This is a genomic window from Ruegeria sp. AD5 (assembly GCF_056542345.1).
Genome location: NZ_JBQFZR010000002.1, coordinates 276,336 through 289,915, shown reverse-complemented (window position 1 = coordinate 289,915; position 13,580 = coordinate 276,336). Strand labels below are relative to the sequence as shown.

The 13,580-nt window shown below is 57.6% G+C and carries 15 protein-coding genes; 2 read left to right on the top strand and 13 right to left on the bottom strand.

Features of this window, described 5'->3' with window-relative positions:
- The first annotated feature begins 29 nt into the window (after positions 1–29).
- Together ACR0JG_RS09950 and ACR0JG_RS09945 are read left to right on the top strand one after the other, a co-directional pair.
- Entirely contained in the window at positions 30–1,274 is a 1,245-nt protein-coding gene (locus ACR0JG_RS09950; protein WP_170817690.1) for a DUF3179 domain-containing (seleno)protein, read from the top strand.
- Between the two features lie 80 nt (positions 1,275–1,354).
- On the top strand, positions 1,355–2,107 hold the full coding sequence (locus ACR0JG_RS09945) for an outer membrane protein (RefSeq protein WP_255612112.1): 753 nt from the start codon (positions 1,355–1,357) through the stop codon (positions 2,105–2,107).
- 7 nt (positions 2,108–2,114) lie between these two features.
- Here the strand turns inward: ACR0JG_RS09945 and ACR0JG_RS09940 are convergent, their stop codons facing one another.
- The 13 genes from ACR0JG_RS09940 to ACR0JG_RS09880 all read right to left on the bottom strand — a co-directional run bounded on the left by ACR0JG_RS09940 (position 2,115) and on the right by ACR0JG_RS09880 (position 13,499).
- Positions 2,115–2,822, bottom strand: a complete 708-nt coding sequence (locus ACR0JG_RS09940) for an ABC transporter ATP-binding protein (RefSeq protein ID WP_170393266.1) — start codon at positions 2,820–2,822, stop codon at positions 2,115–2,117.
- Entirely contained in the window at positions 2,822–3,553 is a 732-nt protein-coding gene (locus tag ACR0JG_RS09935) for an ABC transporter ATP-binding protein (RefSeq protein ID WP_170393267.1), read from the bottom strand. Before ACR0JG_RS09935 ends, ACR0JG_RS09940 begins: the two co-directional genes overlap by 1 nt.
- Entirely contained in the window at positions 3,550–4,497 is a 948-nt protein-coding gene (locus ACR0JG_RS09930) for a branched-chain amino acid ABC transporter permease (protein ID WP_170393268.1), read from the bottom strand. The genes ACR0JG_RS09935 and ACR0JG_RS09930 overlap by 4 nt, the downstream gene beginning before the upstream one ends.
- A 2-nt stretch (positions 4,498–4,499) precedes the next feature.
- Positions 4,500–5,351, bottom strand: coding sequence for a branched-chain amino acid ABC transporter permease (locus ACR0JG_RS09925; RefSeq protein WP_170510277.1), 852 nt, complete (start codon positions 5,349–5,351; stop codon positions 4,500–4,502).
- A 65-nt stretch (positions 5,352–5,416) separates the two neighbouring features.
- On the bottom strand, positions 5,417–6,697 hold the full coding sequence (locus ACR0JG_RS09920; protein ID WP_170393270.1) for an ABC transporter substrate-binding protein: 1,281 nt from the start codon (positions 6,695–6,697) through the stop codon (positions 5,417–5,419).
- 96 nt (positions 6,698–6,793) lie between these two features.
- On the bottom strand, positions 6,794–7,204 hold the full coding sequence (locus ACR0JG_RS09915) for a Rid family hydrolase (protein ID WP_480561597.1): 411 nt from the start codon (positions 7,202–7,204) through the stop codon (positions 6,794–6,796).
- Positions 7,201–8,382 carry a malate dehydrogenase gene (locus ACR0JG_RS09910; protein WP_480569446.1) on the bottom strand — a complete coding sequence of 394 codons (1,182 nt, stop codon included), beginning with the start codon at positions 8,380–8,382 and terminating at the stop codon, positions 7,201–7,203. The genes ACR0JG_RS09915 and ACR0JG_RS09910 overlap by 4 nt, the downstream gene beginning before the upstream one ends.
- Positions 8,382–9,005 (bottom strand): BMC domain-containing protein, encoded by a 624-nt coding sequence (locus tag ACR0JG_RS09905; protein WP_480569443.1) that lies wholly within the window; start codon positions 9,003–9,005, stop codon positions 8,382–8,384. Before ACR0JG_RS09905 ends, ACR0JG_RS09910 begins: the two co-directional genes overlap by 1 nt.
- Entirely contained in the window at positions 9,002–10,381 is a 1,380-nt protein-coding gene (locus ACR0JG_RS09900) for an aldehyde dehydrogenase family protein (protein ID WP_480569439.1), read from the bottom strand. The genes ACR0JG_RS09905 and ACR0JG_RS09900 overlap by 4 nt, the downstream gene beginning before the upstream one ends.
- Positions 10,381–11,565 carry a hypothetical protein gene (locus tag ACR0JG_RS09895; protein ID WP_480569436.1) on the bottom strand — a complete coding sequence of 395 codons (1,185 nt, stop codon included), beginning with the start codon at positions 11,563–11,565 and terminating at the stop codon, positions 10,381–10,383. Before ACR0JG_RS09895 ends, ACR0JG_RS09900 begins: the two co-directional genes overlap by 1 nt.
- Before the next feature lie 23 nt (positions 11,566–11,588).
- The gene (locus ACR0JG_RS09890; RefSeq protein ID WP_170393275.1) at positions 11,589–11,897 is read right to left on the bottom strand and encodes a BMC domain-containing protein; all 309 of its coding nucleotides are present in this window, start codon (positions 11,895–11,897) and stop codon (positions 11,589–11,591) included.
- 43 nt (positions 11,898–11,940) lie between these two features.
- A complete protein-coding gene (locus ACR0JG_RS09885; protein ID WP_170610362.1) occupies positions 11,941–12,207 on the bottom strand; it encodes a EutN/CcmL family microcompartment protein in 267 nt (88 codons plus the stop codon).
- Positions 12,207–13,499, bottom strand: coding sequence for a glutamine synthetase family protein (locus ACR0JG_RS09880; protein WP_170405351.1), 1,293 nt, complete (start codon positions 13,497–13,499; stop codon positions 12,207–12,209). Before ACR0JG_RS09880 ends, ACR0JG_RS09885 begins: the two co-directional genes overlap by 1 nt.
- Positions 13,500–13,580: the final 81 nt, after the last annotated feature.

Genomic DNA, 13,580 nt, shown 5'->3' with positions numbered 1-13,580 from the left:
TCATTCACTCAAGTTTCTAGGATCATCACATGCTTGGATTACTCCTATTCGCACTGGGTTTAATCGGATCACTTGGGATCGGGTTCGTCTACTTCCGTGATTTGGGCGACGTGTCCCAGATGCTGTTGAAGGTAAAGCGCGAGAATATGGTGCGTTTCATCCGCAATGAATACCGCTTGATTGCCATCGGGTTGGGCGCATTTGCTCTCGCAACGCTCGCGCATTTCGCCCTGGGAGCCGGGCCGTTCTGGCTTTGGCTCATTGCCGCTTTACTTGTTCTACTTCTCTATGGCTTTCCCTATGTCTGGGTTCATCTAGGTCTGAGAAATCAGCTAAATGACGCGCAGTATTTTCCCATCGACGAGGCCCGCAAATATGTCGGGCCGACTGCCCCCGTGATGGTGATTGAGAATGACGGCCATGCCCGAGCCCATCCTGATGCACAAATCATGCGCCCACATTTGGCGGGCGACGACAAAGGGCTGGGCGGAGAAGACGTCGTGATGACCTATTGCGCCATGGCCAATCTCGGTCAGGGCTATGCGCCAAGCATCGAAGGCAAACGGCTGAACCTTGAGGTTCTCGCCCAGCACGGCAACAACCTGATCCTGCGGGACAACGATACTGGTGAACCCATCCAGCACATATACGGCTTTCGCGAAGCGGATCGTGACACAAATGCAAACGGCCTCGCGTGCCCTCTGCGGCCCGAAGCGCAGATGACACCCTGGCCAACCTATCGGATGACTTTCCGTGGATTTCAAAAGGCTTTCCCGGATGGAGAGGTGTTTTTGAACAAACCCTCCCCAAACCCCTTGCTGCGGTTGCTGGACATGATGACCGAGATCACGTTCGGCTGGGGCATTGGCCGCCAGCATCAGGAAGAGGCTCCGGTGATGGACAACATGGACCGTTCGGACAATCGGCTGCCGAATAAAACCTATGTCTGGGGGATCACAATCGGACAGGATGCCACCTGCTGGACCGACGATTTCGTTGTCGACAACGATTGGATCGTCAACGCGCGTGTCGGCGGGCGGGATATCGTCGTCAGCCTCGATCCAAAATTTGAAAGCTTGGGCGTTTGGTACAATGACAGCGGTCAACCCGTGACCCAATGTGACTTTTGGGGAATGTCTGATCAGGGCCAACTACAACGGGTCGAAACCCTGCGCGCAGGCGTGTTCTGGCATGTCTGGTCCGAGTTTTTTCCCAGCACCGATATCAATCGTGTCGGTGACGGCGCAGGCAAATCCGAAGACGTTGCAGCATGAAAGAACGAACAATGCGCCTGGCTAGGTTGGCATGAGGCGACAATAGAAATCAATTCAAGGTTCTTGGCGGGAGACGGAAAATGGATGTGACAGTAAAGTGGACAGGATTGGCGCTTGGCCTCGCAATGGCAGGTTCGATGGCACCAATGGCCTTGGCCCAACAGTCGGACTGGTCATATGAGGCCTCAATCTATCTTTTCATGCCGGAAACTGAGACCTCACTCAGCACACCGATGGGTACACTGGATGGCACCCTGAGTTTTTCCGATGCGTTGGACAATCTCGATTTTGCCTTCATGGCCGCGTTTGCCGCCACAAATGGCCGGTGGTCCCTGTTGGCCGACTATAACTATACCAATCTGTCTTTCAGCAGTGACACTCCCGGCCCTGCCAGCTCAGGCTTGGACACATCCTTTACCACGCAATTTCTCAGCGGCTATGTCGGCTATAGGGTCTACGAGGATCAAACCGCGAATGTGGATATTGTCGGTGGATTCAGGTGGTTCAGCACGGAAACCGACTTTGAATTGCAACCAGGCGCGGCCCCCGGCCGTCGAACAACGGTTGATTCAAGCTGGACCGATCCCGTGATCGGGGCCCGCGCACGCGTCAAGTTCTCGGACAAATGGTCAGGAACTGGGTTTGTAGACTATGGCGGCTTCCGCAGTGGCAGCGAGACATGGCAGGTTCTGCTGACAGCCGACTATGCGATTAATGATCGTTGGCTGATCCGCGGTGGATACCGCTATATCTCATTCGACCACGACATCGACGGAAACGATTTCAAGTTCGACCAATCCGGTCCACTGATTGGCGCGACCTACCGCTTTTGAGCGGCTTTTAGTGACCGCCAAAGTAAGCCTCGAGCAATCGCTTATCATTCCGCAACTCGTCTGCGGTGCCTGATGTCTGCATGCGTCCTGACTCGAGCACGTAAATCCGGCTCGCCAGCGAAAGCGCGAAGTTGGCGTTTTGCTCGGTGATCACAACCGTCAGCCCGTATTCCTTGTTGAGCTTGCGCACCACCTCGGCGATTTCGTGACAGATTTTTGGGGCCAGACCAATCGTCGGTTCGTCGACGAGCAACAGCTCGGGGCTGGTCATCAACGCGCGTCCGAACGAGACCATCTGACGTTCCCCGCCCGACTGGGTCGAGGTCTCCTGCCCTTCCCTCTCTTCGAGACGCGGGAACAGGCTGTGTACCATTGCCAGATTGCTCTGGATGTCTTCGCGGGCCGTGAAGGCACCGACCATTAGGTTGTCACGCACCGACATATAGGGAAACAGGTTGAAGCGTTCGGGCGCATAACCCACGCCATGTCGTACAATTTCGGAAGGCGTCCGACCGGCAAGGCTGTGCCCCCTGAGCCGGATATCGCCCTCGATTTTGACTAGCCCCATGATGCTGTCCAGCAAGGTCGATTTTCCAGCCCCATTTGGACCCACCACAGCGACAATCTCACCGGGTTGGACGGTGATCGAGATGTCGGTCAGCGCTTGCGCCTTGCCATAGAATGCCGACAGGTTTTCGATTTCCAGATACGACACTACGCGCCCCCCAGATACGAGGCCTGAACAGCCTTGTCGTTCATGACTTCGCTGAACGAGCCCTCGGCAATCATGGTGCCCCGTTCAATGGCGATCGCACGGTCGACCAATGGCTCAAGCGCAGGCAAATCATGGCTGACGATCAGAAAAGTCATCCCATCTTTGCGCATCGACTGAATGAGATCAGAGATTTGGGCGATCTCTCCTGTGGTGAGACCCGCAAACACTTCATCCAGCAGCATCACCTTGGGCGCGGTTGCCATTGTGCGCGCCATCTCAAGTTTACGCAGATCACCCATGGCCAGTTCTGTCGGCGCGCGTTTCAAGTCCGCTTCTGTAAACCCGACGCTGAGCGCAAGCTCTCGCTCACGTTCTTTATCTGGGGGTGAGACGATCATCTGCCAGATATTGTCGGGCATTAGGCCAACCCGGATATTTTCGGCAACGCTCATATCACCAAACGGGCGTGGGATCTGATAGGTTCGGCTGACCCCGGCCCGAATGCGTTGCGGGGTCGACAGCGTCGAGATTTCCTGTCCGAACAGTTCGATCGTTCCGCCGTTTTGCCGCAACTCACCCATGATCTGGCTGAACACGGTCGTCTTGCCTGCCCCGTTGGGACCGATCAATCCAAGCGACTCGCCCTCTTTGAGAGAAAACGAAAGATCATTCGTCGCGACTAATCCGCCGAAACGTTTTACCAGACCTGAAACCTGTAACGCCACGCTCATGTCGTCCGCCCCTTGCCCAGGCCTTTGAAACCACGCCGAACCAGCTCAACAATGCCTTTCGGCTGATACATATAGAGGAGCAGCGCTATGGCTCCGTAGACGAAATACCGTTCGGCGCCAGGAAGGACCGGTCGCAGATACTCCAACAGGAATGTCATGAAGAACGCGCCGATCATGGGGCCAATGATGGTCGAGGTTCCCCCCAGAAGTGCCGCAACGATGATTGTGAACAGGAAGTTAATATCAAACAACGCACGCGGCGCGAGCGATCCCAGATAGTGAACGTAGAAGGCACCACCCAAGCCCGCGATCATCGCACTTGTCAGAAAGGCAAAAGCTTTGAGGCGCGTGGTGCTGAGGCCCGAACCGCGCACACTTTCCTCGTTCATTCCGATGGCAGACAAGGCCGTACCTAGTCGCGTCTTCATCAAAAGCCACATGCTGACGGCGATTGCCAACATCAGCGTCGTGGACAGGTAATACCCGTTCGCCGCGCCGCGCGTCAGAGTTTGAATACCCGACATGCCGCGCGTTCCGCCAGTCAGATCCGGGCGAATGACCTGAACCAGTTGGTAGAGCAACTCCATGAACGCCAGCGTGACGAGCGCAAAATAACTTCCACGTATACGCAGCGCTGGAAGCAGCACCAATAGGCCTGCGATCATGGTAACAAGTACGGCGATCGGGATCGAGATTTCGACAGCGACGTCAAAGCGCTTGGTCAGGATTGCCGTGGTGTAGGCCCCGATACCGATCAGGAACGGATGACCAAAGCTCACATAGCCTGTTCGGCCAGACAACACGTCCCAGCTGATAGCGAAGATCGCCAGGTAGTTGGCAAAGATCATCGTGCGCATCGTCCCGTTCGAGACGAATTGCGGAAGCAGGAACATTCCGACGATCAAGCCACCCCAGAGTGCAAAGTGAAACCAGCGTAGCCCCATCGTCACAGCTCCTCTCGGCCGAACAGGCCCTGCGGTCGCGTGACCAGCACCCCGATGATCAACAGCATCGTGAAAACACCGCGCAACTCAGGTGCAAGCGTCGCCACAACGATGACTTCGAGGAAGCCCACAATATGCGCCACCACCAAAGTGCCCAGGATCGATCCGATCCCGCCAACGATAACCACAGCCACCGAAATGATTAGCGGAGCCACCCACATGGATGGCGATAGCTGAGTGTAGCTGGCAAAGAAGACGCCTCCGATTGCGCCCAATGCGCCAGAGATACCCCAGGTGATCAGATTGATGCGATCCGGATCGATCCCGGAAATTGCAGCGCCTTTAGCATCCATCGACACCGCCTGCATCGCCCGTCCGGTATGTGTGAGCCGCACAAAGGCATAGAGCCCTAGCAGAATTGCCCAGCTAATAAGGGTTGCAATCAGGATGTTATACGTGACCGAGGCCCCGGCCACATTGATCACCCCGGGAACAATCGGCAAAAGGATTTTGCTGCTGTCGCCAAAGACCAAAACGATCCCGGCCTGAATGACGACCGCAAGGATCAGCGTCGAAATCTCGACGGCCACGTGATCCCCTTTGAGCGTTTTGACAATCAAACGGTACTTCAGAACTCCCATCAGCACACCCAGCGCAGCGGCCACGGCAACCCCCATAAGCTTAGGCATTCCAAGCGATTGCGATATCCAGAAGTAAATGTAGCCGCCGACCATCAGATAGGCACCATAGGCGAGATTCAGAACGCGACCGATGCTGAAGATCAGCGTGAACCCCATAGCGATGAGCGCGTAGAGACCGCTGAGCAAAAGCCCCTGAATCAGTATCTGCAACATGTGTGGATCCTTGGCTGCGAGTGCGCGTCGCCGCGCACCCGTTTCGAGCTAACGACGCGACCGGGTTACGGCTTGACCCAACTGGGAAGCGTGAATTCGCCCGTCGCGTATTTCTCGGGGTACACAACTGCGGCAGTGCCGTCTTCATACCACTGAACAACGACCATAGACGGGGCCGCATCATCAAACGGCTCGGAAAGATCAAAGCGAATGTTGTGGGGATAGGTGCGGCCTGTCACTGGCTCGACCTCATCATCGCCCCAGAAGGCATAGCGCAGCCAAAGCTGACCATCCATCTCAAGAACCAGATCCTGCTTCTTCATCGCATCGGCCCAGCCTTCGACATTGTCGAAGCCACCCGCCTCTTCCGCGGCAGCCATGGCCTGCTTCAGCCCGTGATAGGCGTTGAACCCATTGAAATGCGGCAGCAGTGGGCGGCTGTCATACTTGGCCTGATAGGTGTCGACAAAGGTCTGGCTTGCCGGGTCAAGTTTGAACCCTACAGACGGGATCGGTGACAGGGTCGAGATGCCGCCCCCGGCTCCGCCAGTGTCTTCCCAATATTCCATACCCAATGCGGCTACGTTCACACCTGTCATCGCCATGGGGACCTGCAGTTTCACATATTGCGACGAAACCACCTGAGAATTCACGGATGAGACCTGATAGATGAAATCCGCCCCTGTATCCTGCGCCCGGCTGAAAATCGGCGCGAAATCTACGGTGGCGACGTCATAGGTGATGATGTCCTTGACCTCGATCCCCGCAACCGGCGCAAGCGCCTCGGTCACCAATCCGGTGATCGCTTCGCCAAACGCTGTATCCTCAGCCAGAATGACAACGGAGTCCCAACCCATCTTTTCCTTCAGAACATCCGCGCCGAAATTGATATAAAGCGTGGCAAGCGCCTCGTCTGAGGCGATGTTCATGAAATATGGTGCCATGCTTTCGGGATCTTCGACCACCATGTCGATGATGCCGATATATGACGTCCACGTGTCCAGCGTCGGAATTCGGTATTCCTGCATTCGCGGCAGCCAGCCCAGCGAAACATCATCGATAGAGCCTGAGATGATGAAATCCACTTCTTCGGTTTCCGCCAGATATTCATAGGCCCGCACACCTTCAGTCGGGTCCTGACCGGTATCGGCAGACACCAGCGTGATCTGTTCCCCCATAACGCCGCCATTCGCATTAAGCTCTTCAATCGCGATCTCTGCACCACGCAGCGTCGACAGACCGGTGTCTGAGGAAAGAGATCCAATAAAGCCCACCTTGATTTCAGCTGCGGCCGCCGAGGCCACAAGCGCGATACATGTTCCGCTGAGTAGCGCTGTCTTGATCATCACATTAGCTCCCTGTGTCTTATTGTGCCCTTCTTGTATTCTGTATACAGTACACAAGACGATAGTTCGATCAATTCCTTTCTTGGTGACTCATGTTCAGATTCCGCTGATTTCGCCGTTTTCGTCGTGAATTACCGCATCCACATCGATTTCCACCGTCAAACCGGGTTGCGTCAGCCCGGCTTGAACGGCTGTCAGAACAGGATCGATATCTTTGAATACCTCTCCGTGAACGCTCGCGAATTCACCCGCGCGCGACAGATCGGTCAGATAGGCGCGGACCCGGCCTACATGGCGCATCTCGGCACCGACGGCCTTAAGCGCCTCTTCTATACGGGACAGAATGTATTTTGTCTGGGCGCCCACATCTCCTGGCGCATGAATACGCCCGCTGGGTTCGATCGCTGTGGTCCCTGCGACCCAAACGAAGGGACCGATGCGCTTTGCGCGGGAATAAGACGCAACTTCTTCGAACCGCCCGCCTGACTTCCAGATGCGGAGGGTCACAGGCCTAACCTCGATCGGATGGCATCCGCCGCTTTCTTCAAGGCTGCTTGTTCTTGATCGGTCAGCCGCAACTCCTCGACTTCGACCAACCCGGAAGACCCCAGATGGGCAGGAACACCAAGCACAACCCCATCGATGCCATATTCCCCCTGCAACCTGACCGAGACCGGAACCGGGCCGGTGCGTGCGCCCCGGATATGGTCGATCAACTCGATCGACGCGTGCGCCGGTGCTATGGTTGCGGAACCGGATTTCTTCAGGGCAACTACCTGCCCACCGCCGGTCACGGCGTCCTGAACGCAAGCCTCAATCTGATCAGGCGATAAAAACACATCCAATGCCCTGCCCTTAATTTTTGCCCGGCTTGGGATTGGCGCCATCTCGTCCCCGTGGCTTCCGAGCGTGAAGGCTTCGACATCAGCGGGCGCTACTCCCGCAGCCATAGCAAGGGCGTTGCGAAACCGGCTGCTGTCCAGAGTACCGGCCATGCCCAGCACTCTTTCACGAGGGAACCCGGTTGCGCGCAGCATTTCTACGGTCATTTCGTCAAGCGGATTGGTCACCACGATGACGATGGCATCAGGCGCAGCGGAGCGTATGGCCTCAGCGGCCTGGCGGATCACGCGCGCATTCACGTCGATCAGATCCGCGCGGCTCATACCCGGACGCCGGGCACGGCCTGCGGTCACCACAATCACTTCGGCCCCGGCCACAAGATCTAACGACTCGCCGCCGACGCACCGGGCGCGCGCTCCGGTGATGCCTGACGTGTGGTTCAGATCCAACGCCGTAGCAGCGGCCATTCCGGGCGCAATATCGATCAGCGCGATCTCATCCGCGATATCCTGCATCGCCGCCAGATGCGCCACATTGCCCCCGACGCCCCCTGCCCCGATCAAGGCAAGTTTGCCGAGCCTACGGGCCTTGCGTTTCGCACGCACCGGAGCAACCCATTTGGGCGAGCGGCGATACAACACACGCTGCATTGAAATAGCAGCGTCTGTACGCGTTGGTTGTGGCTTTTCCAGCGGTCCGTCGACAAGCTTTATGCCAACACGCTCGGCAGTTTCGCGTGCCAAGGCCGTCACGATATCGTCGGGCAGGACTTCAAACACGATCCGACCGCGACGGCGGGCATCTTCGACCGCCTCTGAACCTATGACGCGCGGCGCTGCCATCAGTTGGCTTGCCCGTCCACCGCCTCTATCGCGCGGGTTGCGGCCTCGACGGCGGTCTTGACCGAGTTTTCAGACCCCGAGATGAACAGGCGGCCAAACCGCCCCACGGCGCGCACTTCGACAATATCGATCTCTGCCGCCTTCTCCGCTTCATTCGCGGCAATCGAGATATAAGCAGCCGGGGCACATTCGACGATGCCCAGCGTCTGCCCTGGAACGATCAGAGCCCCTTTGCGCCATTTGTTCAGCAGTTGCGCCTGATAGGGTTCGACGCTGGTGATAATCTGCGTGGAACTGATCGCCGGTTTCAACCGGTCAGACATTGTTGCGCCGAGCTCTACCAGCATCGCATCGCGCGCAGCGGACACCTCCGCATTCGACGGAGACCGCAGGATAAAGAACCCGAACTCGCGCTCGACCATTTGTGTTGTCGCCTCAACCGAAGATGCCTTGAGCGCTCGGTCGATCAGCGAGAATACTCCGTTACCCGGCGCAAACTCTCCGATCAAAACCGTATCCCCGGACAAGGGCACCGACCCTTGCACCGTCGCACCGTTATAGGCGGCGAATTTTGGTTGCAGGTTGTCGATCTGCATCAGCGCCCGGATGGTAATCTCGCTCATGCGCCATACTCCTCGTAAATGTCGCGCCAGGGCCTGCTTTCGTAGGCAACCCGTTTGATGTTGATGAGATGCAGGGCTGTCACATTGTCCGAAGTGATCGAACCTGACCACGTGCCGGTGCCCAGCATGAAGGATGGTTCCAGATCAGTCGAATATCCCATACCGCCCATGATGCCCGGTGTATTCACCAGTACCCGACCCGTCGGCACGGTGGCAAAACGGGCCACGATCTCAGGGTCGTCCGAATGGATGACCGAGGAATGACCCCACCCTTCGAACTTGGCGATGGATTGCGCCAGCTCGATCCCATGGTCTGTGGATTTCGCCGCGTAGAACGCCAGAACGGGGTTCAGCTTTTCTGCAGACAGCGGGCGCTGCCAACCTACTTCAGTCTCTTCCGAAACAAGGCACCGGGTGCGTGGTGGGATGGAAAAACCGGCAGCATCCGCTAGCGCCTGCGGGCTTTGCCCCACCTTCTCAGGGTCCATGGCCTGCACGCCTTTGAAGATCACCCCGGCAAGACGATCCGCTTCGGCCGGTGTGCAGAAATAGGCACCTTTCAATTTAAGCTCGTGGCGCAAATCACGTGCGATCTCGGGATCAGCGACGACGGCCTGCTCACTGACGCAGGCGGTTCCGTAGTCAAAGCTCTTCGACGTCACGATCATCTCGGCGACTTCCGCCAGATCGCGAGCTTTCGACTTGTGTACGTAACACGGCACGTTGCCCGCACCGACCGCGAGCGTGGGTTTGCCGCTGGAATACGCCGCTTTGACCATGGCCGGACCACCGGTTGCCATCACAACCGAGGTGCGGCGATGTTTCATCAACTCGGCTGTGCCCTGAATTGTCACGGAATCCAGACATTGGATTAGACCCTTGGGCGCACCCATTTGTTCAGCCACGCGCGCCATAATTCGCACCGTTTCGAAGCCACAACTCACACCACGCGGATGCGGCGCACACACGATCGCATTGCCTGCCTTCACCGCAGAAAGCACTTTGTAGATGATCGTTGAAGTGGGGTTCGTCACCGGGATCAGAGCTGCCACAACGCCCATCGGTTCACCGAAGGCTGCGATCTTTGTCGCATCATCGCGCCAAAGCAATCCCAGCGTTGTCACATCTCTTAGATAATCCGCGACTGAAAGCGCGTTGAACAGGTTCTTGACGCGCTTGTCCGGCACATTCCCATATCCGGTTTCCTCGACGGCCATTTGCCCCAGCCGTTCGGCCTCGGGCTCGATGGCGCGCGCCATGGCGTCGACTATTGCGTCTACCTGCGCCGGGTCAGTGCCCAAAAAGGCGCGATAAGCCTCGAAAGCGCTATCTGCGGCACGCCGTGCGGCGGCGATTGATTTCAGATCTGCATCCATCAAGAAGCTCCGGTGACGATGGTGTCAAAGATACGGCGCGCTTGATCAACGTCGCCCGCTGAAACCCCTATGGCTTCGAGGCGCCGTCCGGCGGCAGCCACATCCGCCCCCAAAATTCGGTCGGACATCGCGATCAGGCTGTTCGTCAGCGGGCTCGGGATACCCGCAAGCTCACCCGCTGAGACCAAAGGTACAAGCGAGCCCAACACACCATCCCGCATCATACCGCGCGACGTTTGCTGATCCGGGATCGGACGCGTGCCCGAGCCACGTTCGGCGCCGGCAAAGATGGCTATCCACTGCCCTGTCTCCGGCAGATTACGAACTCCAAACGCCGCAGCAATGCGTCGCCGTTCGTCTGCAAGCCCCTGAATGACCTCTGTCTGGTCCGGACCAATCAGAGACGCAAACGTCTGGTTATCCTCAAGCGGAACACCACCCATTGGAATGTCAGGACCACCTGTCCCCATTGCGGCACCGCCGAGGATCAGCGCAGGTATCTCGACTGCGGCCGACAGATCGTTGAAGCCGCACGACAAAACCGAGTCGACCGCCTGAACGTTGGACAAATAGGCGGAAACGGCGTCCAGAACCTCTTCCCGACCGCGCGGCAAGGTTGCCGCAGCCATCGGTGCCGCCTGCGAAAGCGTCAAAGCTGCGCCCTCGGAACGGAACCAGTATGGCAGACCCTGAACCTCAACCAGCGTGACGTCCGCCGCGCAGCCTCCGATCCGCAATAGCCAGGCTGTTTCCACAGCCCCCAAAGATCGTCCCGGCGCAAGGACCAAGATTTGCCCGTCGCTGAGGTGATCGGCCAGCACCATCGCATAAGTGCGCTGTTTGTGAAGCGGTCCGGTCAGGAATATCACCTGTGCATCGCGCACCGCTGCATCCAGCTCAGCGGTTGTGCGCACCGACGGCCCATCCCGATCGACTTGATAGGTCCCGACCGGACCTTCACCGCGAAGCGAAATGCCCGAGGACTGGGCCAACAGCGACAGTTCGGCCCCATAGGCCGAAAACAAGGTGACCTCAGCCCCTTCGGCAAGGCAAAGAGCGGCCAACAGGCGTGCATCAGCCCCGCCGCCCAACACCGATATCCGGTCGAGCTTGGGATGTTCAGGTGCACCCCGGGTTGAGCCACGTGTCGCTGCACGTGTGAATTCCTCGAAACCGGCTGACATAGCGTCTCCTCAAGACAGACGGATTAAGCCGCAGAGCCAGCACCAAGGCTGTCGATTATGGCCTCAAGTTCATCATGTGGGCGCGCGATCACGTGGACGGATACGACTTCACCCACTTTGTTTGCCGCTGTCGCACCGGCATCCGCGGCGGCTTTGACTGCGCCGACTTCACCACGCACAAGGGTGGTGACTAGGCCTCCGCCAGCCTTGGTTTGGCCAACAATCGAAACGCTGGCCGCCTTGACCATCGCATCTGCCGCTTCGATCGCGCCGACCAGTCCGCGCGTTTCGATCATGCCCAGGGCCATTTGCCCCGCCACTGGTTTCGCCATTTTTCGTTCCTCCAAAGAAATTTAGATGTTTGGTGTTCTTGGTTCAGGTCGTGGACACGCGATCCACAATCGCGATGATCGCCAGATCGACGGGCGCGGTGGACAGACCGGCGGCCATACGCGCCGCCGAGCCGTTGACCAGCAGAACCGTATCCCCCACCCCGGCACCGCAGGTGTCGACGGCGACCCGCGCCGGTTCGATCACCTTGCCTTTGCTATCGACCAAATCCGTCACCAGCAGTTTCGTACCAACCAGTTTTGCGTCTTTGGCCGTGGCTGTGACGGTCCCGACGACCTTGCCCAAATGCATCAGAAGGTCCTCAGGTAACGGTCCAACTCAACCGGAGTGACCTGTTGATTGAAGAATTCAAGCTCGCGCTCAGCCTGCTGCAGAACCAACTCCCACAGCATTTCGCCCATGAGATCGCGAAGCCATTCGGATCCTCGCGCCAGTTCGATCGCCGTTGGCAAGTCGGTTGGGATCGGATCGCCGATCCCTTCTTCGTAACCGTTGCCGGTTGTCGGTTCTGACGGAGCCAGGCCCTGCTCGATCCCGTCCAGCCCCGCTGCTATCTCGGCTGCCAGCAGAAGGTAGGGATTGGCATCTGCACCAGCGTCACGTTTTTCTACGCGCACCGCGCTGTCGGATCCTTCAATGACCCGAATACCAACGGTCCGGTTGTCATAACCCCAGCTCGTGTTGATCGGGCAGAAAGTATAAGGCTGACGGCGTCGATAACCATTGACGGTGCCACTGCCACAGATTGCCGTTTCGCACATGCGTTGTTGGAGCCCGGCGATGAAGGATTTGCCGGTATCGTTTATCTTGCCGTTATCGGCAAAGACGTTCTTGCCGTCTTTCCAAAGCGAGTAGTGTGTGTGGAAGCCGTTGCCGGACTGATCGAAGAACGGTTTTGGCATGAAGGTTGCCAGATAGCCGTGGGCGATGCCCAGCTGGCGGATCAGCGACTTAAACAAGACGACACGATCTGCCGCTGCCAGCGCTTCGCCGTAACGGATATTCACCTCAATCTGACCCGCAGCGTATTCGGGGTTCGATTGCTCGATTGGGATACCGCACTCGTTGATCTGCTGACGGATCGGTCCAACGATGTGCTCCATACGCGCGGCGCGGCCCAGACCGTAGACCTGAATCCCGCTATCGCGCGGCTGTCCGGTCTCCGGATCCAGTAGATAGAATTCAAGTTCAGTGCCGACATTGACCTCGAACCCCATTTCGCGGGCCCGTTCAACCTGACGCACCAACGCCTGACGCGGATCGATCGGTACAGGCTTGTGGTCCATACCTTCCGCCCGACCAAAACAAACAGCGACGCCTGGCTCCCACGGCACAGCGACGGGCTGGGTCATTGGGAAGACGTGCATATCGGGGTAGCCGTTGTCGAAATTGACATAAGGCGTATCCCAGACGTCGCACGTCATATCGATCGCCATCAATGCAATCGACAGCGCATTGCCGCTTTTGCAGACGTGGTCCCAGTGGCTGGCCGGAATGCGCTTGCCGCGCATGATGCCGTTGAGGTCACCCACACCGAGTATGACGGTGTGCGTACCTTCGGGCAGATCAAATCCCGAACTCATTGATGCGCTCTCCCTGTTTTTTGGCTTTATAATTGTTGTATTCTGTATACAGTATTCACAAAGACAATCGATAAACAAGGA

Coding starts and splice junctions, on each gene's coding strand:
- ACR0JG_RS09935 (WP_170393267.1), bottom strand. CDS start 3,553: ATGAGCGTGGCGTTACAGGTTTCAGGTCTGGTAAAACGTTTCGGCGGA.
- ACR0JG_RS09895 (WP_480569436.1), bottom strand. CDS start 11,565: ATGTCAGCCGGTTTCGAGGAATTCACACGTGCAGCGACACGTGGCTCA.
- ACR0JG_RS09930 (WP_170393268.1), bottom strand. CDS start 4,497: ATGGGGCTACGCTGGTTTCACTTTGCACTCTGGGGTGGCTTGATCGTC.
- ACR0JG_RS09885 (WP_170610362.1), bottom strand. CDS start 12,207: ATGCATTTGGGCAAGGTCGTCGGGACCGTCACAGCCACGGCCAAAGAC.
- ACR0JG_RS09925 (WP_170510277.1), bottom strand. CDS start 5,351: ATGTTGCAGATACTGATTCAGGGGCTTTTGCTCAGCGGTCTCTACGCG.
- ACR0JG_RS09950 (WP_170817690.1), top strand. CDS start 30: ATGCTTGGATTACTCCTATTCGCACTGGGTTTAATCGGATCACTTGGG.
- ACR0JG_RS09910 (WP_480569446.1), bottom strand. CDS start 8,382: ATGGCAGCGCCGCGCGTCATAGGTTCAGAGGCGGTCGAAGATGCCCGC.
- ACR0JG_RS09890 (WP_170393275.1), bottom strand. CDS start 11,897: ATGGCGAAACCAGTGGCGGGGCAAATGGCCCTGGGCATGATCGAAACG.
- ACR0JG_RS09920 (WP_170393270.1), bottom strand. CDS start 6,697: ATGATCAAGACAGCGCTACTCAGCGGAACATGTATCGCGCTTGTGGCC.
- ACR0JG_RS09945 (WP_255612112.1), top strand. CDS start 1,355: ATGGATGTGACAGTAAAGTGGACAGGATTGGCGCTTGGCCTCGCAATG.
- ACR0JG_RS09880 (WP_170405351.1), bottom strand. CDS start 13,499: ATGAGTTCGGGATTTGATCTGCCCGAAGGTACGCACACCGTCATACTC.
- ACR0JG_RS09900 (WP_480569439.1), bottom strand. CDS start 10,381: ATGGATGCAGATCTGAAATCAATCGCCGCCGCACGGCGTGCCGCAGAT.
- ACR0JG_RS09905 (WP_480569443.1), bottom strand. CDS start 9,005: ATGAGCGAGATTACCATCCGGGCGCTGATGCAGATCGACAACCTGCAA.